We start from the raw sequence: 19,458 nt of genomic DNA, 5'->3' as shown, positions 1-19,458 counted from the left end.
GGAGGGGCCCTTGCCGACGGGCGGCCGAGGCCGGCGCGCCCGGGTCGGCGGCTACGCCGGTTCGAGGCGGACGGCGCACACCTTGAACTCGGGCATCCGGCTGACGGGGTCGAGCGCCGGGTTGGTCACCCGGTTGGCGGCCTGCTCGGCGCCGAAGTGGAACGGCAGGAACACGGTGTCGGGGCGCAGGCTGGGCACGCACCGCACCCGCGCCTGTGCCGTGCCGCGCCGCGAGACCACCCGCGCCCAGTCGCCGTCGGCGAGGCCGGCGCGGGCCGCCGTGTCCGGGTGGACCTCCACGAACGCCTCCGGGACGATCCCGGCGAGCTCCGCGACGCGGCGGGTCTGCGCGCCCGACTGGTAGTGCACGAGCACCCGGCCCGTGGTGGCCCGCAGCGGGTGCTCGGCGTCGGGCAGCTCCGCCGACGGCGTGTGGTCGACCGGGACCATCCGGGCCCGGCCGTCCGGGTGGGCGAACCGGTCGGTGAACAGCCGCGGCGTGCCCGGGTGGTCGGGGGCGGGGCACGGCCAGTGCAGCGCCTCGCCCGCGTCCAACCGGTCGTAGGTGATGCCGGAGTAGTCGACGATGCCACCCGCCGACGCGGCCCGCAGCTCGTCGAACACCGCGCGCGGGTCGGCCGGGAAGCCGGCGACGCCGAGCCGGTCGGCGAGCCCCGCGATCACCTCGAGGTCGGTGCGCACCCCGTCGGGCGGCCGCAGCGCCCGGCGCCTGCGCAGCACCCGGCCCTCGAGGTTGGTCATCGTGCCCTCCTCCTCGGCCCACTGGGCGACGGGGAGCACGACGTCGGCGGCCATCGCCGTCTCGCCGGGCAGGACGTCGGCGACCACGAGCAGGTCCAACGCGGCGAGCCGCTCGGCCACCGCGTTCGTGTGCGGCGCCGAGACCAGCACGTTCGAGCCGAACACGAGCAGCGCCTTCGGGCCGTCGCGGCGGCCGAGCGCGGCGAGGAGCTCCGTGGCGCTCCGGCCGGGGCCCGGCAGGCTGTCCGGGTCCACGCCCCAGACGCCCGCCACGTGCGCGCGGGCGGCCGGGTCGCTGATCGAACGGTACCCGGGCAGCTGGTCGGACTTCTGCCCGTGCTCGCGCCCGCCCTGCCCGTTGCCCTGCCCGGTGACGGTGCCGAAGCCGGAGCCCGGCCGCCCCGGCAGGCCCAGCGCGAGGGCGAGGTTGATCCACGAGGTGACGGTGTCGACGCCGTGGGCGTGCTGCTCGGCGCCTCGCGCGGTGAGCACGTACCGGCGCGACGCGCCGGCGAGCCACCCGACCACCGTGCGCATGTCGGCCGCGGGCACCCCGCACACCCGCTCCGCCCGCTCGGGCCACCACTGCTGGGCGATCCGCCACACGTCGTCGAAGCCGGTGGTGCGCCCGGCCAGGTAGTCGCCGTCGACGTGCCCGTCGACCACGGCGGCGTGCAGCATGCCCAGCGCCAGCACCAGGTCGGTGCCGGGCACCGGTTGCAGGTGCAGCCCGCCCGAGGCCAGCGCCCGCTCCGCCGTCGGCGTGCGGCGGGGGTCGACCACCACGAGCCTGGCGTTGGTCAGGTGCCCCATCAGCGGGGGCATCGTCTCCGCGACGTTCGCGCCCGCGAGCAGCACGACCTCGGCCTCGTCGAGGTCGGTGACGGGGAACGGCAGCCCCCGGTCGACGCCGAACGCCCGGTTGCCCGCCGCGGCCGCCGACGACATGCAGAACCGGCCGTTGTAGTCGATCTGCGACGTGCCGAGCGCGACGCGCGCGAACTTGCCGAGCAGGTAGGCCTTCTCGTTGGTGAGCCCGCCCGCGCCGAACACGGCCACCGCGTCCGGGCCGTGCTCGGCCTGCAGCTCGCGCAACCTGCGCGCGACGTGGCCGAGCGCGCCATCCCAGCCCACCGGCTGCAGCGGCTCGGAACGCGCTGCGCGCATCAGCGGGGTGGTCAGCCGTTCGGGGTGCGCGAGCAGGCTGCCGGAGGTCCAGCCCTTCTGGCACAGCCCGCCCCGGTTGGTCGGGAACTGCCTGCCGTCGACGTCCCCACGGCCGTCGACCCACTGCCCGCACTGGAGCGCGCAGTACGGGCAGTGGGTCGCGACCCTCGTCGCCGGGGCCACACCGAGCGTCATACGTGCGCGTAGGCCACGCGCGGGTGCGTGGCGTCGGACGGCACGGGACGCAGGTAGACCACGTAGGTCACCACGATGCACACCACGTAGAAGACGAGGAAGGACCAGAAGGCGGGGTCGCCGGACTGCGTGGCCTGGAACGACTGCCGGAACGCGAGGTTGATGAACAGCCCGCCGAGCGCCCCGATCGCACCCGCGATGCCGATGACCGCGCCGGAGAGCCGCCGCGCCTGCAGGTAGGCGGGCTCCGGCCCGGACTCGCCGGACTCGACGGCGACCCTCGCCCGGCCGCGGAAGATCGCCGGGATCATCTTGTAGGTGGAGCCGTTGCCCACGCCCGTGAACACGAACAGCAGCACGAACCCGACGGTGAACAGGGCGAGGGAGCCGACGGCCGACGCCGCGATCACGACCACGGTGGCGACGGCCATCGCGACGAAGTTCCAGAGCGTGATCCGCGCGCCGCCGTAGCGGTCGGCGAGCCGGCCACCGACCGGCCGGATCAGCGACCCGAGCAGCGGGCCGATGAACGTCACGGCGGCGGCCTGCAGCGGGGTGCGGCCGAACTGGTTCTGCAGCACGAGGCCGAACGCGAAGCTGTAGCCGATGAACGAGCCGAAGGTGCCGATGTAGAGGAACGACATCACCCAGGTCTGCGGCTCCCGGCAGGCCTCGGCGAAGGCCCCGGTGTCGTTGCGCATGGAGGTGATGTTGTCCATCTTGAGCGCGGCGAGGACCGCGGCGATCACGATCAGCGGGATGTAGACGCCGAGCAGGATCCGCGGCGCGCCGGTGCCCGCGGTCGCGATGATCAGCAGGCCGACCAGCTGGATGACCGGGACGCCGATGTTGCCGCCGCCCGCGTTGAGCCCGAGCGCCCAGCCCTTCTTCGCCTCCGGGTAGAAGGCGTTGATGTTCGCCATCGAGGAGGCGAAGTTGCCGCCCCCGAGGCCGCCGACCGCGGCGACGAGGACGAACACCCAGTAGGGCGTGCCCGGCTGCATGACGATCGCGGCGAGGATCGTCGGGATCAGCAGCAGCGCCGCGCTCATGATCGTCCAGTTGCGGCCGCCGAAGCGGGCCGGAGCCATCGTGTAGGGCAGGCGCAGGACGGAGCCCACGAACGTCGGCACGGCGACCAGGAAGAACTTCCCCGCTGCGTCGATCCCGTACTCGGGGCCCATGAAGAGCACGAGCACCGACCACATCGTCCAGATCGAGAAGCCGATGTGCTCGGACAGGATCGAGAACCACAGGTTCCGGTTCGCGATCGTGGCACCGGTGCGCTCCCAGAACCCCGCGTCCTCGGGGTCCCAGTGGTCGATCCAACGCCCGCGGAGCGGGGAACGCGTGGGTTCTTCGTCGGGTGCGATCGTGGTCACGCCGATCCTCCTGGTGAGTGCGTCGGCGCGACGCTATGCACGGACCGTTACCGGCCCGTCGGTTCGGTGTGACGGGAGCGCAAAGGCGCGCTCACCTGCGCTGTTCGCGGTGGGTGAGGTGCCTGGTCCGCTAGAGCAGCGGCCCGACGGCGCCCGCGGCCCGCTGCAGCCCGGCGAGCGTGCGCGGGGAGGCGTCGGGGTGCTGGGCGTGCAGGGCGACGCGGTGCAGCAGGGCCCGCAGCAGCATCTGCGGCCACTCCTCCAGGTGCGCCCACCGCTGGGGCAGCTCCTCGTCGGCCCCGCCCCAGGCCAGCGCGTCGACGACGATCACGGCGGCGGCCCACTGCGCGGGGCGCCAGCACGGAACGAGGTCGATGATCGCGGGCACGCCGTTCTCGTCGAACAGGACCGCGCCGAAGAGCTCGGGGTGCACCAGTTGCGGGGCGAGCTGCACGGGCCTGCGGAACTCGACGAGCTGCGCGTAGAGCTCACCCCCGGTGGCGGGATCGAGCTTCAGGCGCCGCTCGCCGAACGCACCGGCGGCGGAGCGGGTGACCAGGTCGTCGCGGTCGTCGAGGAGCCGCGGCCGGGACACGTGCGCGAGCGCGGCGTGCAGCTTGATCGACGCCTCGACCACCTGGTCGTGGCGGGGTTCGACGTAGCCGGGGATGTAGCGGCACGCGGCCCACCCGCCGACGACCCACCGGCCGTCGGAGGAGCGCAGCGGTCGGGCGATGCGCACGCCCTCGACCTCGAGCCCGTCGAGGACGGCCGCGGACCAGGCGGCGACGACGTTGTCCGGGACCGGGCGGACGAGCACGTCCCCGCAGTGCCATGCTCGCCTGCCCGCCCACACGACCGGACGCGGCTCGACGTCGTTCACGCCGAACGCGGTGCGAACGTGCGCGGGCAGGGTGGTCCCAGCAGGCGGCAGGACAGGCGCAGCGGTCACGGCAACGCACGCTACCTGCGCGGGGCCGCCCTTCCGGGGTGCCACGCGGAGGCGCGTCGCGGTGCCCCGCGATCGGGCGGCGGACCGGCCGGATGATCACGCGGCGTCGTCGGCGGGGGTGTCCGCCTAGTCGTCGTCGCCGTCATCGTCGTCCCCGTCGTCGTCCTTGTCGTCGTCGTCCTTGTCGTCGCGGTCCTTCTTGCGATCGCGGTCGTCGTCATCGTCGTCGTCGCGGTCGCGGTCTTTCTTCCGGTCGCCGTCGCGGTCCTCATCGCGGTCGCGGTTTTTCTTCCGGTCACCGTCACGGTCCTTATCGCGGTCGCGGTCCTTCTTCCGATCCCCGTCACGGTCGCGGTCCTTCTTCCGATCCCCGTCGCCGTCGCCGTCCTTCTTCCGGTCGCCGTCGCCGTCGCGGTCCTCATCGCGGTCGCGGTCGTCGTCATCGTCGTCGCCGCGGTCACGGCCCTCCTCGCCGTCGCGGTCGCGATCGTCGCCGCGCCGGTCGTCGCTGCGATCGCGGTCGTGCTCGTCAGCGCGGCGCTCGTCGTCGCTGCGGTCGGGCGCCCGCTCGTCGGAGTCGCGGTCGTCGCGCTCGGCGTTCTCGCCGTCGTCCTCGCCGTCGTCCTCGGCCTCCCGCTCCGAGTCCTCGTCGGAGTCCCGCTCGGAATCCTTCTCGGAGCGGTCGTCGTCCTCGTCCGAGTCGCGGTCGGAGTCGGCGCTCGCCAGGGCCGCCCAGACCGCGGCCTCGAAGTCGTCGGAGTCCCAGTCGCCGAAGTCCCGGTCGGAGGAATCACCCGACCGGTGGTCGTCATCGGAGTCCCGATCCGGAGCGTCACGACCCGACTTGCGGTCGGAGTCGTCATCGTCGTCGGAGCGGTCGTCCTCGCGGTCGGAGTCGTTCGCCTCGGCCGCGGCCCGGAGCAGGGATCCGAGGCCGGACGCGCCGAGCGCCTCGAGCACCCGCTCGACGCGTTCGGCGCCGTCGGACTCGTCGGACCGGTCGCGGTCCCGGTCGGACCGGCTGGTGCGCTCGCCGTCGCCGCGGGAGCGGTCGGCCTCACCCCGGTCGGCGCCGGTGCGCCGATCCCCGCCGGACCGCTCGCGCTCGGATTTCCCGCGGCGGTCGTCCTCGCGATCCTTGCCGGTCGGGGCGTCGTCGACGGCAGCGACGGCCCTGGTGCCCCGCCGCTCCCGGTCGGCGTCGTCGCGGTCGTCTTTCGGCTTGCGGTCGGACGCGCCGCCGCGCTCGCGACGGTCCTCGCGGTCCCGGTCGTCCGAGCCGCCGCCACCGCCGAGGAGCCGGCGCAGCGGTCCGCCGGAGTGACCGCGGCGGGAGTCGTCGCGGGCGTCCTCGTCGGTGTCGTCGTCGCTGCCGCCGTCGTCGCGGTCCGAGTCGTCCGAGCGGCCACCGCCGAGCAGGTCGCTGACGGAATCGGGGATCCCGCCGAGGGACCGGTCGCGGGAGCGCCGTTCCCCGTCGCGGTCGGGCGAGTCGTCGCCGCCGAGCGCCTCGCCCACGGACTCGAGGGCGTCGCCGAGGGACTCGCCCCGGCGCTCGTCGCGATCCTCGCCGCCGCGGCGGTCGCGCTCGCGGGGGCCGGGCGAGCCTCCTCCCTGCACCTCGCCCAGCGAGTCGAGCGCCTCACCGACCGGCCCACCGCGGTCCGCACCGGGGCCGCCGGGTCCCCGGTCACCGCCACCGGGCCCATCACCGCCGCCGAGCGGCCCCTGCCGACCGCCACCCAGCGCCCCACCCAGCGAATCCAGGGCCTCACCGATCGGGCCACCCCGGTTCACACCGGGGCCACTCCCCCGGTTACCACCGCCAGGCGCGTCGCTACCGGCGCCGCCGCCGGGCGCCCCGTTGCGCTCGCCCCGCTCCGCACCACCGGGCGCACCACCGCCGCCGAGCGGACCCTGTCGACCGCCACCCAGCGCCTCAGCCAACGAATCCAGGGCCTCACCGATCGGGCCACCCCGGTTCACACCGGGGCCACTCCCCCGGTCACCACCGCCAGGCGCGTCGCCACCGGCGCCGCCGCCCGGCGCCCCGTTCCGCTCGCCCCGCTCCGCACCACCGGGCGCACCACCACCGCCGGGCGGACCCTGCCGACCGCCACCCAGCGCCCCACCCAGCGAATCCAGGGCCTCACCGATCGGGCCACCCCGATCCGCACCGGGGCCACGCTCACCGGGACCCCGCTCCCCGCCACCGGCCGAACCGTGCCGCTCGCGGCGCTCCGCACCACCGGGCGCGTCACCGCCGCCGGGCGGACCGTGCCGCTCACCACCGGGTGCCTCGCCGAACGACTCGACCGCCTCACCGACGGGCCCACCGCGATCCGCACCGGGGCCGTCCCCGCGCTCGCCGGCACCCCGGTCCTCGCCGCCGGCGTCCCCATCCGGCGCGGTCTCCCCGCCGGCGGGTGAGCGCTCGTCCCCGCGGCGCTGTTCGACACCGCCGAGCGACTCACCGAGCGAGCCCAGCGCGTCGACGAGCGACCCGCCCTGCGGCCCGGGGGCGTCGGCGCGGACGTCCGGTTCGTCCTCGTCCCCGTCCTCGTCGACGGGCCCGGCGGAGTTCTCGCCGGGGCCGCGGGGGTCCGGCGGCGCCCCGTTGGGGGTGTCCATCCGCTCCCGCTCCTCGTTCTCGTCGCGCGGGGACACCGCCTCCGGCAGGTCGGGCAGCGCCCGGCTCTCGTCCTCGGGACCGTCGCGCTCGTCGCGGTCCCGCTCGTCGTCGCGGTCCTGGTCGCGGTCCTCGTCGCCGTCCTCGTCGCGGTCGCCGTCCGAGCGCCCCTCGTCCTCGTCGTCCGAGCCGCCGCGCTCGACCACCTCGAGGACGCGCTCGGTGACCTCCTCGGTCTCCTCGTCGTCGTCGGGCAGCGGGGTGCGCACGGCCTTCTCGACGCCGCGCTCGAGGTCCTCGAGCTCGGAGCGCTTCACCTCCCGCTGGCGCAGCCGCAGGTCGCGCTGCTCGTCGAGCGCGGCCAGCTCGGCCGCCTGCTCGGGCGTCGACCTGCGGGTCGGCGCGGCGGCGAGCGCCTGCTCGACCGCCTGCAGGTGGCGCTCCGTGCTCTGCAGCTCGGCCCGCGCGCGGTCGAGGGACCGGAAGGTGTCGATCTGGGCCTGCAGGGTGGCCTTCCGCCGCTCGAGCAGGGCCTTGCGCGCCTGCAGGTCCTGCACCGCGGGCGGGGTCACCGCGCGCCGCTCCGGCGGCAGGCTCGTCCACGCCCGCTCGGTCTGCTCGAGCGTGTCCAGCTGGCTGTCCAGCGAGGCGAGCGTGATCTGGGCGTGCGCGATCCACTCCGCACGCGGGTCGACCCCCGGCGGGTACTCGACCGTGGGCGGGGGCGGCACCGGTTCGGACGCGGTGAGGACGTAGGTGGCCGCGAGGATCCCGGCCGCGCTCAACGCCGCCATGGTCCGCCGCCTGCGGGCCGGCGCATCGGCGGCCCTGGCGCGCTCCGCCGCGGACGCGGCGGCGCGCTCGGTGCGGCGGGCCTCGACGATGGCGCGCTGCGTCCGCACGCCGTGCGGGACGGGCGGCGCCGGCGGCGCGTCGTGCTCGGCGAGCCAGGGCAGGGTGGCCGCGAGGCGCGCGTCCTGGCCCGCGTGTGCGGCGGCCCGGCGCATCTGGCGGGCGGCGACGCGGTGCGCTGCGGTGCAGTATCGGCGGGGCGGACGACCAGGGATGTCCTCGATCGGCTCGTTGCACCCGGGCAGGGCGCAGCGCCGCGCGTTGTCGACCACCAGTGCGACCCCCATCGCCGGGTGACGGAAGGCATGTCAGAACACGGAAGTCCCGCCGGGCGACCGTGGTGTGCGCCACGGCGCACCCCGACACCACGGCCCCGCAGAAGCGTCTTGATCTTCCGGCTCCGGAACGCTACTCGGCACTCGACCGGGTGTCACTGCTCCGTTCGACGAACATGATCGACCGGAAACGATCACCGTCGGTGATCAAGAACGGCCCATTTTGGGCCATTCGAGCAGCTCCGGCGTGCACGCGGCATTCGTCCTTGCATCGGCACGGTCGAATGCGCCCGACACGACGACGGCGCCCCCGTCCGACCTGGTGCCGGAGCGGGGGCGCCGTCGAGCGGAGCCGGGTGTGCGATCAGTACACGGGCAGGGAGGGGTCGACCTGCTTGACCCAGGCCAGCACGCCGCCACCGACGTGCACGGCGTCGGAGAAGCCCGCGCGGTGCAGCGCCGCGAGCGCCTCGGCCGACCGCGCGCCGGACTTGCAGTGCAGCACGACGGGCTTGTCCTGGGGGATCTCCGCGAGCGCCTCGCCCGAGAGGATGCGGTCCTTCGGGATCAGCTTCGCGCCCGGGATCCGCACGATCTCGTACTCGTTGGGCTCCCGGACGTCGATCAGCTCGAAGTCCTTGCCCGCGTCGATCATCTCCTTGAGCTCGAGCGCGGTGATCGTGTGTCCGCTGGCCGCGCTCTGGGCATCGTCGGAGACCACACCGCAGAACGCCTCGTAGTCGATGAGCTCCGTGACCTTCGGCGTGTTCGGGTCCTTGCGGATCTTGATGGTGCGGTAGCTCATCTCGAGCGCGTCGTAGATCATCAGCCGGCCGAGCAGCGGCTCGCCGATGCCGGTGATCAGCTTGATCGCCTCGTTCACCATGATCGAGCCGATCGACGCGCACAACACGCCGAGCACGCCGCCCTCGGCGCAGGACGGGACCATCCCGGGCGGCGGGGGCTCGGGGTAGAGGTCGCGGTAGTTGAGGCCCTGGCCGTTCGGCGCGTCCTCCCAGAACACCGACGCCTGGCCCTCGAACCGGAAGATCGAGCCCCAGACGTACGGCTTGCCGAGCAGCACCGCGGCGTCGTTCACCAGGTAGCGGGTGGCGAAGTTGTCGGTGCCGTCGAGGATCAGGTCGTAGTCGCGGAAGATGTCGAGGACGTTCGACGAGTCGAGCCGCGTCTCGTGCAGCCGGACCTCGACGAACGGGTTGACCTCCTTGATGGAGTCCCGCGCGGACTCCGCCTTCGACCGGCCGACGTCGGACTGGCCGTGGATGATCTGCCGCTGGAGGTTGGACGCGTCGACGACGTCGAACTCCACGATGCCGAGGGTGCCGACGCCCGCTGCGGCGAGGTAGAGCAGCGCCGGGCTGCCCAGCCCACCCGCGCCGACCACCAGCACCTTCGCGTTCTTCAGCCGCTTCTGCCCCGCCATGCCGACGTCCGGGATGATGAGGTGGCGGCTGTAGCGCTCGACCTCCTCCTTGGACAGTTCGGCGGCCGGCTCCACGAGCGGCGGTAGCGCCATGATCAAGCTCCTCGCATCGACGTTCTGGCTCATAGCGGCAACGCCGCGGTCACCCGGGTTCTTCCCAGGTCCCAGCCTCCACCGCATCCCACATCCCCGCTACCGCCCGCGCTACCGTCTCCGGCGCCTCCATCTGGGCGACATGGCCCACACCGGGCAGCACCAGCAGGCGCGAGCGCGGCAGCACCGCGGCGGCGCGATGGGCCAGCCGCGGCGCGACGAGCCGGTCGCGGTCGCCCCAGACCACCAGCGTCGGAGCCTGCACCCGCGCCGCCATCGACCACAGCGACCGGGCGCGCAGCCAGCCCGCGACCATCGCCCTCCCGGTGCGCTCGGCCGCCTCCTGCGCCCACTCCAGCCGCGCCCGCGCGGCGAACTCCTCGGCGGCCTGGGCCAGCCGGTGCTCCGGGACGCGGCTCGGGTCACCGAAGCAGATCCGCACGACCTGCTCGGCGCGCACCCGCGGGTCCATCGACGCGAGCCCGGCGCGGGCGCGCCTGCCGACCACCGGCAGCAGCGCGAGCAGCAGCCGCGGATCGGACACCCGGCGCGGGTCGGGCCGCAGGTCGGGCAGCGCGGGTGACACGAGCGTGAGCGTGCGCACGAGCTCGGGCCTGCGCGCGGCGACGGTGAGCGCGACGAGGCCGCCGAACGAGTTGCCCAGCAGGTGGACCGGGCGCCCGCGTCCGGCGAGGAAGCACATCAGCGCGTCGGCGTGCCCCTGGGGCGAGTAGTCGCGGGAGGCGAGCGGCCGGGACAGGCCGAACCCGGGCAGGTCGACCGCCGTGCCCGCGGCGCGGGTGGACAGCAGCGCGGCGAGGTCGGTCCAGTTCGTGGCCGAGCCGGACAGACCGTGGACGTAGACGGCGGGGGTGTCCTGCGGGCCCGGCGTCTCGCGCACGTGCAGCGTGACGCCCCCGGAGGTCACCTCGGCGCCCGGCCACGCGGGCTGGTGCGGATCGAGGCGCGGGAGCGTGGCCGGATCCGCCATCGGCGGCGGCTCGACGGGCACCGCGCGTTCCCCGCGCGCCCGCGTGCGCAGCGGGCGGACGAACGGCGGCGCGAGGGAGCTCACCCCTCGAGGATGACCCGGGACCCGCGGCGGTGGCCACCCGACGTGACCGCGCTCGCGCCGGTCGGGGGACGTCATCGCGGCCGGTCTCGGCCGTTGTACGGGTGAGAGGAGGGTCGCGAGTGGGCGGGGCCGGCCGGCTGGAGAGCGCCGCCGCTGTCCTCACGGTCGTCGCGGCGCTGGTGGTGCTCGCGTACCGGCTGGGCAGCGGGCAGGACGCCGCGACGGCCGTCGAGGCCGCGTTCGCGGTGCTGCTGATCGCGGTGCCCGCCGCCGTCGGCCTCGGCACCGGGCTGCCCCGCCTCGTCGGCACCGAGCGGGTGAACCGGCTCGGCGTGCTCGTCGGGCGCGGCGCGTTCTGCGCGGCGCGGGAGGTCCGCACGGCCGTGCTGGTCGGGACCGGCACGCTCACCCGCGGGGAGCTGGGGGTGCACGCGGTGCACGTGGTCGACGGCGCCCCGGCCGCGGACGTGCTGCGCCTGGCCGGGGCAGTCGCCCAGGAGTCGGCCCGCCCCGTCGACCGGGCGGTGGCCGCCGCGACCCCCCGCCTGCCCGGGGTCTCCGACTTCGACCCCGTCGCCGACCTCGGCTCGCGCGGTGTGGTGGCCGAGGTCGTCGGTGACCCGGGCGCCGAGCGGGTCATCGCCCACGCCGTGCTGGTGGGGGACGCCGAGCTCCTCGCGGCGCACGACATCGACCCGCCCGCCGTCGCCACGGCGCCGGGCAGCACCCCGGTGACGGTGGCCTGGGACGGCGTCGCGCGGGGCGTGCTCGAGGTCGGCCCCGCCGTCTCCGACGCCAGGGCCGCCGCCGTGCGCGAGCTGGCCGGCCTCGGTGTGCGGCCGGTCCTCGTGGCGAGCGAGGACGCGCCGGTCGCGGAGGCGGTGGCCGAACGCGCGGGCCTCGCGCCGGACGCCGTGGTGGCGGGCGTCGCGGCCCGGGACCTCGCCGCGCTCGTCGGCGAGCTGGGGCCCGGCGTCGCGGTGATCGGCGATCCCGGGCGGCACCGGCCCGCGCTCGACGCCGCCGACCTCGCCGTGCGCGTCGGCCGCGCCGAACCGGCGATCCGGCCCACCCTGACCGTCGCGCACGGTGACCTCGCCACTGCTGTCGCGGCGATCCGCATCGCCCGCCGCACCGCGGCCGTCGCCCGGGTGAACGTGATCTGGTCGCTCGCGTGCATCGCCGCGTTGCTGCCGGTCACCGCCGCGGGGCTGGTCGGGCCGGCGTTCTCGGCGGCCGCCACGGCCGCGGGCGCGGCCGTCCTCGCGATCAACGGACTGCGGCCCCAGCGCGGCCCCGCTACCGGCGGGTAAGGTGTTTCTGCGCACCCGATCGGGTGGACGGACGGAGGGCAACCGCATGACCGAGGCGCCGGCACCGGTGCACCGCGGCACCCGCCTGTCCCGGGACGCGCGCCGCGCCCAGCTGCTCGTGGCCGCCCGGGACGTGTTCGCGGCGCACGGGTACCACGCCGCCGCGATGGACGACATCGCCGAGCGGGCGGGCGTGAGCAAGCCGGTGCTCTACCAGCACTTCCCCGGCAAGCTCGAGCTGTACCGGGCGCTGCTCACCACGTACGCCGACGAGCTGGTGGAGCGGGTCACCGCGGCCATCGACAGCACCACCGACAACGAACAGCGCGTGCACGCGGCCGTCGCGGCCTACTTCGACTTCGTCGCAGGCGAGGGCCAGGCCTACCGGCTCGTGTTCGAGTCCGACCTGCGCGGCGAGCCCGAGGCGGCCGCCGTCGTCGACAACGCGCTCAACCGCTGCATCGACGCGGTCGCCGCGGCGGTCACCGCCGACGCGGGCCTCGACACCGCCCGGGCCCGGATGCTCGCGGTCGGCCTGGTCGGGCTGAGCCAGGTGGCCGCGCAGTACTGGCTGGACTCCGACCAGGCGGTGCCCCGCGACGAGGCCGTGGCGCTCATGTCGGGGTTCGCCTGGCGCGGGCTCGCCGGTTTCCCCCTCGTCCACGACTGACGCCGCTCAGCGCGGCGCCGTGCGCAGCACGCCGTCGATGAGGCCGTAGTCGACCGCCTCCTGCGCGGAGAACCAGCGGTCGCGGTCGAAGTCGGCCTCGATCCGCTCCAGCGGCTGCCCGGTGCGCTCGGCCGTGATCTCGGCGATCCGCTTCTTGAGCCGGGACATCATGCCCGCGCGGATCACGATGTCGGACTCCGAGCCGCCCGCGCCGCCGTGCGGCTGGTGCATCATCACCTGCGCGTGCGGCAGCGCGAACCGCTTGCCCGGCGTGCCGCCCGTGAGCAGGAACTGCCCCATCGAGGCGGCCATCCCGGTGGCGACGGTGACGACGTCCGGCTCGATCGTGTGCATCGTGTCGTAGATCGCCATCCCGGCGAGCACGGAACCGCCCGGCGAGTTGACGTAGAGCGTGATGTCGGCGGCCGGGTCCTCGCCCGCGAGCAGCAGCAGCTGCGAGACGAGCTTCGTCGCGACCTCGTCGTCGACCTCCGTGCCGAGCACGACGATGCGCTCGCGCAGCAGCCGGTCGTAGACGGCGTCGTCCAGGGTGGGGGCGCTCATGCGGTGATCTCCTTCTGGCTTCGGGGAGCTCGCGGGCGGCGGTGGCGGGTTCGCGACGCCGTGCGCGTCCTCTGCGCGGTGGGTGACCCCCGCGACGCTATGGGCGCCGGGACCACGCCAACCCGCTGCTTCGCCCGCGGCGAACCCCTTTCACCGAGAGCGGAAAGCCACCGCCTCCTCCCGGCGCGTACCCGGACCCCGACACGTGCACACCCGGACCGCGACTCGCGCACACCCGGACCGCGACTCGCCGAAATCCCCGCGAGTCGCGGTGTGAGTGCGGGCGAGTCGCGGTGTGAGTGCGGGTGAGTCGGGGTATCGCTGCGGCGATGAGTTCCGGGTGTGGCGGCGGTCTCACTTCCGACAGCGCCGTACGAGGGCGCACCGGCCCGGAAGGGAGCGAGACATGAGCACCACCACCGACCTCAGCCACCGGGACCGCGCCGTCCTGCGCGCCGTCGCCGCAGGCCGCTGCACGATCTCCGCGATCGGCGTCCTCGCCGTCGACGGGCTCGGCTGCTGCGACCAGTTCGTCGGCCGCCGCCTGGCGGCCGCAGGCCTCATCGCCGCCGGCCCGGGGCAGGCGCGCCTGACCGACACCGGCCGCGCCCTGATCCAGGCGGCGTGAGATGGGCACCACCCGGTGCGATCGCTGCCCCGCCCGCGACCGGCTCACCGCTGCCGGGGCGAAGCTCGTCGTCCTGCCGGTCCGCCCCGCCCCGATCCGCAGCCGGGCCGCCGCCGCGTGACCCCGCCGGGTCAGGCGCTGCGGCGCGCCGATCGCCGATCGACCGCGCCCGCGGCGAGTGCGGCGATCCGGCCCGCGACCGCGCCGACCCGTTCCAGCGGCAGCATGTGCCCCGCCTCCGGGAAGATCGTCAGCTCGGCCGACGGCAGGGCCCGCGCGATGCGCCGGGAGGCCCGCACGGGCGTGAGCCGGTCGCGGGAGCCGACCAGCACGACGGTCGGGACGTCCGCGAACGCCGCGAGCGCCGCGTCGCGTTCGTGGGCCTCGAGGGTGGCCTGGAAACCCGACACGGTGAGCGGACGGCACGCCCCCACGGCCTCGTACGTGATCCGGCAGGCCTCGGGGCTCGGGTCCGCCCCGAGCAGCAGCCAGCGCAGCCCGGGCGCGAGCAGCCGCGGGTGGCCGAAGCGCTCCCGGCGCGCCCACCCCGGCGTGGCGGCGATCCGTTGCTGCACCCGCTTGTAGGCCGCCGCCGCACGCGGGGGCAGGCCGAACGGCCGCTCGGCGAGCCCGCCGCTCGCGGTGGACACCAGCGCGATCCCGCGGGCCCGCACCACCACCTCCGGGTGGCGGTCGGCCAGGGCCATGAGCGTCATCCCGCCCATGGAGTGCCCGGCGAGCACGAGCGGACCGGCGGGCGCCACCGCAGCGAGGACCGCGGCGAGGTCGTCGGCGAGCTGGTCGATCGTCATCGTCGCCGGCTCGACGGCCGAGGAGCGGCCGTGGCCGCGGTGGTCGGGCCGCACCACGCGCACCGGCGCCCGCCCGGCCGTGAGCGACCGGGTGACCGGCCCCCACGTGGTCCCGTCGAGCGTCCAGCCGTGGACGAGGACGACCGTGACCGGCGCGTCGGCCGGACCGTCCAGCCGGACGTGCAGCGGCACCCCGTCGGCAGCGGGGACGGTCCGTTCGGTGGTCACCGGACCGCCCCCTCCCGCGCTAGCGGGGATCGGTCGGGAAGACGTCGAAGAGCGCCGGGTTGTAGGCGTGCACGAGGATCGCGAAGATGATCGCGTCGAACGTCAGGTGCACCGTCACCACGTAGGGCAGCGATCGGGTGCGCTGGAAGATGTAGCCCTGCAGCAGCGCGAACGGCACCGTGAGCACCGGACCCCAGCCGCGGTAGCCCAGCTCCCACAGGAACGACACGAACACCACCGCCTGCAGCAGGTTCGCCTGCCAGAACGGGAAGTGGTGGCGCAGCAGGGCGAAGACGACGCAGATGAAGAACAGTTCGTCCCACAGCCCGACCGCGTTGACGCCGATGAACAGCCGGGTGATCTCGTTCGCCCCGGTGACCTGCGGCCAGTTCCGGTAGGCGCCCGACCCCAGGAAGTAGACCGGCAGGACCAGGTAGCCCGCGACGACGACCAGCCCGAGGTAGCCGAACTCGAACCGGCTCCACCGATTCGCGGTGCCCACCGGGAACGTGATGATGTTCTCCCGCAACCACCAGCGGGAGAGCGCGTAGGGCAGGACGACCGCCGCCGAGAGCGTCACGGCGAAGCGGGCCATGCCCGCGTTCGACAGGTCGGCCCGAAGCGACATCGTGCTGATGACGACGAGGCCCGTCGAGATGCAGAACAGGTGCCGCAGCAGCGCGCGGTCCGCCACCGCGGCGACGGCCAGCCCGGCGGCGATCAGCACGTAGCCGGTCGGCCGCTGCTGCAGGCCGAAGAGCGCGACGGCGGACAGCGCCACCAGCGCCGCAGCCGGCAGCCGCGCGTGCCGGGCGACCGACCGACCCTCGAAGCTCTCGGGGGTCGTCGCGCCTGCGCTCACCGCGCCAGCATGGCGGGGCGGCCGCCGGCGCGACAACCGCTCCCGCGGTCCCGGCCGCCGCCATCAGACCAGGTGCGCCTTGCGCCACAGGACCTCGCTGGGCCCGCCGATCAGCTTCTGCTCGCGAAGGAACGGCACCAGCTTGCGGGCCGACCAGCGCAGCATCTCGTGGTGGTGCGGGTTGGCCAGCGCGGCCCGGTGGCCCACGGCGGGGTCGATGCCCACCGAGGCGTACACATCGCGGTGGATGAGGTTGCGGGCCACGACGAACGCCACCCGCGCCGTGAGGTAGCGGGCGAGCTCGCGCTGCGCGGCGTTGGTCTTCGGCATGATCCGCATCAGCTCCTCGCGGGCGTAGCGGACGTGCCGGGCCTCCTCGGTGACGTGGATCCGGTTGATCATCCGGGTGAGCGGCTGCACGGTGTCGTCGCGCATCGCCTCCCGCTGGAGCTGGTCGAGGATCTCCTCGACGAAGAGCGTGGCCGCGAACATCGCGGGGCCGCTCGCCACGGTCTTGAAGAACCGCCCGAGCTCGTGGGTGACCTTCCGCGGCGCGTAGTCCGGCACGCCGTACCGCTCGGTCATCTTCGCGAACATGATCGAGTGCCGGCACTCGTCGGCGATCTCGGTGAGCGCGTACTGGATGTGCCGCCTGCGCGGGTCGCGGTCGTAGGCGTACCGCAGCAGCATCTGCATGAGGATGATCTCGAACCACAGCCCGATGCGGGCGATGCTGCACACCTCGTGCACCGACAGGGTGCGCCGCTGCTCCTCGGTGAGGCCCTCCCACAGCTCGGTGCCGTAGAGCGACACGCGGTGGGCGGGCATCGCCCAGCCGTCCGGGGCGAGCGGGGCGTCCCAGTCGATGTCGATGCTCGGCTCGTAGGAGTGGTCGAGCGACGAGCGGAGCAGCCGCTCCGCGGTCGCTTCGCGGTCGTTCACCGTCCTCGTGGTCATCGCGGGCTCCTCTCGGGCGTGCGACCGGTCAACCGTGCGACGAGCCCCGCCGCGAGCGGCGAGCCGTCGAACCGCCCCTCGGCGGCGCGCTTGCGGATCTGCCGGGCGGCCACGGCGCCGACGACGCCGGGCAGGTGGCGGGCCGCCCACAGCTCGAGGTTCCCGGCGCGGGTGCAGGCGGTGTCGCGCGGCGGTCGCCGGGCGCCGAGCACGCGCAGCACGGTGCCGACGACGTCCTCGACCTCCTCGCGGCGGACCTGGCCCTCGAGGCTCAGCCCGACCTCGCGGCCCGCGGCGTGGATGCCGGTGCGCACGTAGCCCGGGTAGACGGTCGTGACGTGCAGCTCCGTGCCGTATTCCAGCCGCAGCGCGTCGGCGTAGGCCGACATCCCGCGCTTCGCGACGCTGTAGGCCGACACGAACGGCAGCGTCACGTACGCGAGCTCACTGGCGACGAAGACGACCCGGGCGCGCCGCCCGCCGCGCTCGGCCCGGGAGGCCGTGAGCGCGGGCAGCGCCGCCGCCGTGACCCGCCAGGCGCCGAGCAGGTTGACGTCGATGACGCGCAGCGCGTCGGGCTCCAGCGGGCCACCGGCGTCGTTGGGGATGCCGATGCCCGCGTAGTGCAGGACGGCGTCGAGGCCGCCCAGCCGCGCCACGGCCTCCCCGACGGCCGACCCGACGGCCGCGGCGTCGGTGATGTCGCAGGCCAGCACGTTCTCGCCGGGGTTCACGTCCAGCCCGACGACCTGCGCGCCGAGCTCCCGCAGCCGGGTCGCGGTGGCGGAACCGAAACCGCCCGCCGCCCCGGTGACCAGCACCCGGCCGGGCACCGGCGTGGCCACCGGTTTCGACCCCGTCCATGCAGCCGCCATCGCTCCCGCCTCCAGCCGCGGTACTTGCGTGTTACCGCCGGTAACTGTTACCACAAGTACCGTGCATTCCGAAGAGCGCCGTGTCAAGCCGGGTGGCCCGGCCGAGCGGCAGCGACGACGAGCCGAGCGCCGCGCCGAGATGGTGCAGGCCGCGATCGAGGCGGTGCGCACCCACGGGCCCGGCGTCTCGGTCGCGGAGCTGGCCGCGGCGGCGGGGATCACCAAGCCGGTGCTCTACCGGCACTTCACCGACCGGGCCGACTTGCAACGGGCCGTCGGGGAGAAGGCCGCGGAGATGCTGCTGGCGCGGATGGCGCCCGAGCTGGACCCCGACCGGGAGCCCGTCCAGCTCATCCGCGGGGTCATCGACGCGTTCCTCGCGGGCATCGAGGACGAGCCCGAACTGTGGCGCTTCGTGGTGCACCACCCGATCGAGCGGGAGGCGGGGGCGGAGGTGGTCGAGGACGCCCGCCGGCACATCGCCCGTCTGCTCGCCACGATCATCGGGGAGCGGCTGCGGGCGCTCGGCCTCGACTCCGGCGGTGCCGAGCCGTGGGCGCAGGGCCTCGTGGGCATGGTGCAGAGCGCGGGCGACTGGTGGCTCGAGCGCCGCACGATGAGCCGCGCCGCCCTCACCGACTACCTGACGACGCTCATCTGGGGCGGGGTCTCCGGCGTCCTCGCGATGGCCGACCAGCCCGCCCCGATTCCTGCGGGCGCCCCGGAGGTGGACCGTGGCTGAACCCGAGACCGATCACGACCACGACGAGGGCTACACCGGTCCGGCCGTCCTGACCGTCGACGGGCGGGACGTCCCGGTGCACGCCCGGCTGGACGCCAAGCACGAGCCGCACGACGGGCGGCTGCACTGGTTCGGCCGGATCCGGCTCGCCGAAGGAGCCCCGGAGGTCCCGAACGGGACCGTCGAGCTGCGCACCGAGACCGGGCGCGCCGAGGCCCGCATCGGCGACGTCGACCCGTGGGGCCGCTACCGCGTCAGCGGCGTGGGCGTCCCGCCGTTCCGGATCGACGAGCCGGATCTGTCCGACTGAGGTGTTCTCAGTGACTTGATCATGGGGGTGTAGACGGGCGGAGGGCCCTTGGTAGGACTGGATTTGCTGAAGATCAAGTCCGGACCAAAAGGGCCCTCCGTGATCACCTATCGTGCCAGCCTCGACATCGCCCAGCCCATCGGCCGGTACCTGGCCCGGCTGCTGGCCGAGGAACGCGCCGCCCGCGGTACCCGCCGCGGCCGGCGCGCCCTGTCGGTGTGGGGGCAGGCGGTGCTGGTGCTGCGCTGGTTTCGGGATGCCACCCCGGTCGCCCGGCTGGCCGCCGACGCCCGCATCAGCATCGCCACCGCCTACCGGTATCTGCACGAGGGCATCACCGTGCTCGCCGCCCAAGCGCCTGACCTGCACGAGGTGCTCGATCAGCGGCTCGCGGCCGGGGACACCCACGTGATCGTGGACGGCACCGCGATCCGCACCACCCGGGTCGCCGGGAAGGTGATCAAAACCAAAGGGCCCAGCGCGGGCCGGGCGGTGCACCGCTGGTACTCCGGCAAACACCGCACGTTCTGCGGCAACATCCAGTTCCTGGCCACCGCCGACGGGCACCCACTGTGGTGCTCGAAGGTGCTGCCCGGTGGTACCCACAACGATCTGGCCGCCGCCCGCGAACACCACCTCATCAGCCCACTCAGCGCGGCCGCAGCCCGCGG

At 74.7% G+C, this 19,458-nt stretch carries 17 protein-coding genes; 6 read left to right on the top strand and 11 right to left on the bottom strand.

Features of this window, described 5'->3' with window-relative positions; all coding sequences use genetic code 11:
- Window positions 1-51: 51 nt before the first annotated feature.
- From VKZ81_RS18045 to VKZ81_RS18020, 6 genes are all read right to left on the bottom strand, one after another.
- A complete protein-coding gene (locus VKZ81_RS18045; protein WP_324242756.1) occupies window positions 52-2,124 on the bottom strand; it encodes a molybdopterin oxidoreductase family protein in 2,073 nt (690 codons plus the stop codon).
- Window positions 2,121-3,506, bottom strand: a complete 1,386-nt coding sequence (locus tag VKZ81_RS18040; RefSeq protein WP_324242755.1) for a nitrate/nitrite transporter — start codon at window positions 3,504-3,506, stop codon at window positions 2,121-2,123. Before VKZ81_RS18040 ends, VKZ81_RS18045 begins: the two co-directional genes overlap by 4 nt.
- 130 nt (window positions 3,507-3,636) lie before the next feature.
- Window positions 3,637-4,458 (bottom strand): TIGR02569 family protein, encoded by an 822-nt coding sequence (locus VKZ81_RS18035; protein ID WP_324242754.1) that lies wholly within the window; start codon window positions 4,456-4,458, stop codon window positions 3,637-3,639.
- Between the two features lie 126 nt (window positions 4,459-4,584).
- Window positions 4,585-8,226, bottom strand: a complete 3,642-nt coding sequence (locus VKZ81_RS18030) for a hypothetical protein (protein ID WP_324242753.1) — start codon at window positions 8,224-8,226, stop codon at window positions 4,585-4,587.
- A 352-nt stretch (window positions 8,227-8,578) separates the two neighbouring features.
- Window positions 8,579-9,751: an adenylyltransferase/sulfurtransferase MoeZ gene (gene moeZ, locus VKZ81_RS18025; RefSeq protein ID WP_324242752.1), complete on the bottom strand. Its 1,173-nt coding sequence runs from the start codon at window positions 9,749-9,751 to the stop codon at window positions 8,579-8,581.
- A gap of 49 nt (window positions 9,752-9,800) precedes the next feature.
- Window positions 9,801-10,742 carry an alpha/beta fold hydrolase gene (locus VKZ81_RS18020; RefSeq protein ID WP_414709403.1) on the bottom strand — a complete coding sequence of 314 codons (942 nt, stop codon included), beginning with the start codon at window positions 10,740-10,742 and terminating at the stop codon, window positions 9,801-9,803.
- A gap of 203 nt (window positions 10,743-10,945) precedes the next feature.
- Between VKZ81_RS18020 and VKZ81_RS18015 the strand changes: the two genes are divergently transcribed.
- Complete coding sequence (locus VKZ81_RS18015; RefSeq protein ID WP_324242750.1) at window positions 10,946-12,139, top strand: hypothetical protein; 1,194 nt, start codon at window positions 10,946-10,948, stop codon at window positions 12,137-12,139.
- A 46-nt stretch (window positions 12,140-12,185) separates the two neighbouring features.
- Complete coding sequence (locus VKZ81_RS18010) at window positions 12,186-12,809, top strand: TetR/AcrR family transcriptional regulator (RefSeq protein WP_324242749.1); 624 nt, start codon at window positions 12,186-12,188, stop codon at window positions 12,807-12,809.
- Between the two features lie 6 nt (window positions 12,810-12,815).
- Here VKZ81_RS18010 and VKZ81_RS18005 read toward each other — a convergent pair whose 3' ends face one another.
- Window positions 12,816-13,373 (bottom strand): ATP-dependent Clp protease proteolytic subunit, encoded by a 558-nt coding sequence (locus VKZ81_RS18005; RefSeq protein ID WP_324242748.1) that lies wholly within the window; start codon window positions 13,371-13,373, stop codon window positions 12,816-12,818.
- A 406-nt stretch (window positions 13,374-13,779) separates the two neighbouring features.
- Here VKZ81_RS18005 and VKZ81_RS18000 point away from each other — a divergent pair, with 406 nt between their 5' ends.
- The gene (locus VKZ81_RS18000) at window positions 13,780-14,001 is read left to right on the top strand and encodes a hypothetical protein (protein WP_324242747.1); all 222 of its coding nucleotides are present in this window, start codon (window positions 13,780-13,782) and stop codon (window positions 13,999-14,001) included.
- A gap of 131 nt (window positions 14,002-14,132) precedes the next feature.
- On the opposite strand, the gene VKZ81_RS17995 is transcribed toward VKZ81_RS18000, so the two are convergent.
- From VKZ81_RS17995 to VKZ81_RS17980, 4 genes are all read right to left on the bottom strand, one after another.
- Complete coding sequence (locus VKZ81_RS17995; RefSeq protein WP_324242746.1) at window positions 14,133-15,041, bottom strand: alpha/beta fold hydrolase; 909 nt, start codon at window positions 15,039-15,041, stop codon at window positions 14,133-14,135.
- Window positions 15,042-15,060: 19 nt separating this feature from the next.
- Window positions 15,061-15,903: a CPBP family intramembrane glutamic endopeptidase gene (locus tag VKZ81_RS17990; protein WP_324242745.1), complete on the bottom strand. Its 843-nt coding sequence runs from the start codon at window positions 15,901-15,903 to the stop codon at window positions 15,061-15,063.
- Between the two features lie 63 nt (window positions 15,904-15,966).
- Complete coding sequence (locus VKZ81_RS17985) at window positions 15,967-16,860, bottom strand: AurF N-oxygenase family protein (RefSeq protein WP_324242744.1); 894 nt, start codon at window positions 16,858-16,860, stop codon at window positions 15,967-15,969.
- On the bottom strand, window positions 16,857-17,735 hold the full coding sequence (locus tag VKZ81_RS17980) for an SDR family NAD(P)-dependent oxidoreductase (protein ID WP_324242743.1): 879 nt from the start codon (window positions 17,733-17,735) through the stop codon (window positions 16,857-16,859). The genes VKZ81_RS17985 and VKZ81_RS17980 overlap by 4 nt, the downstream gene beginning before the upstream one ends.
- A gap of 61 nt (window positions 17,736-17,796) precedes the next feature.
- Between VKZ81_RS17980 and VKZ81_RS17975 the strand changes: the two genes are divergently transcribed.
- The 3 genes from VKZ81_RS17975 to VKZ81_RS17965 all read left to right on the top strand — a co-directional run.
- Window positions 17,797-18,477: a TetR/AcrR family transcriptional regulator gene (locus VKZ81_RS17975; RefSeq protein WP_324242742.1), complete on the top strand. Its 681-nt coding sequence runs from the start codon at window positions 17,797-17,799 to the stop codon at window positions 18,475-18,477.
- Window positions 18,470-18,787, top strand: a complete 318-nt coding sequence (locus VKZ81_RS17970) for a DUF4873 domain-containing protein (protein ID WP_324242741.1) — start codon at window positions 18,470-18,472, stop codon at window positions 18,785-18,787. Before VKZ81_RS17975 ends, VKZ81_RS17970 begins: the two co-directional genes overlap by 8 nt.
- 63 nt (window positions 18,788-18,850) lie before the next feature.
- Window positions 18,851-19,458, top strand: a 608-nt coding sequence (locus tag VKZ81_RS17965) for a transposase family protein (protein ID WP_324242740.1), incomplete at its 3' end; no start/stop codon positions are given.

It is taken from the genome of Pseudonocardia sp., from assembly GCF_035305885.1.
Classification (GTDB): Bacteria; Actinomycetota; Actinomycetes; order Mycobacteriales; family Pseudonocardiaceae; genus Pseudonocardia.
The sequence above is the reverse complement of the archived record's forward strand: the minus strand, read 5'-3'. Positions and strand labels throughout refer to the sequence as shown.

What these genes read in the sequence shown, in the direction of transcription:
- VKZ81_RS18045 (WP_324242756.1), bottom strand. Translation starts at nt 2,124, where the DNA reads ATGACGCTCGGTGTGGCCCCGGCGACGAGGGTCGCGACCCACTGCCCG.
- VKZ81_RS18030 (WP_324242753.1), bottom strand. Translation starts at nt 8,226, where the DNA reads ATGGGGGTCGCACTGGTGGTCGACAACGCGCGGCGCTGCGCCCTGCCC.
- moeZ (WP_324242752.1), bottom strand. Translation starts at nt 9,751, where the DNA reads ATGGCGCTACCGCCGCTCGTGGAGCCGGCCGCCGAACTGTCCAAGGAG.
- VKZ81_RS18020 (WP_414709403.1), bottom strand. Translation starts at nt 10,742, where the DNA reads ATGGCGGATCCGGCCACGCTCCCGCGCCTCGATCCGCACCAGCCCGCG.
- VKZ81_RS18010 (WP_324242749.1), top strand. Translation starts at nt 12,186, where the DNA reads ATGACCGAGGCGCCGGCACCGGTGCACCGCGGCACCCGCCTGTCCCGG.
- VKZ81_RS18005 (WP_324242748.1), bottom strand. Translation starts at nt 13,373, where the DNA reads ATGAGCGCCCCCACCCTGGACGACGCCGTCTACGACCGGCTGCTGCGC.
- VKZ81_RS18000 (WP_324242747.1), top strand. Translation starts at nt 13,780, where the DNA reads ATGAGCACCACCACCGACCTCAGCCACCGGGACCGCGCCGTCCTGCGC.
- VKZ81_RS17985 (WP_324242744.1), bottom strand. Translation starts at nt 16,860, where the DNA reads ATGACCACGAGGACGGTGAACGACCGCGAAGCGACCGCGGAGCGGCTG.
- VKZ81_RS17980 (WP_324242743.1), bottom strand. Translation starts at nt 17,735, where the DNA reads ATGGCGGCTGCATGGACGGGGTCGAAACCGGTGGCCACGCCGGTGCCC.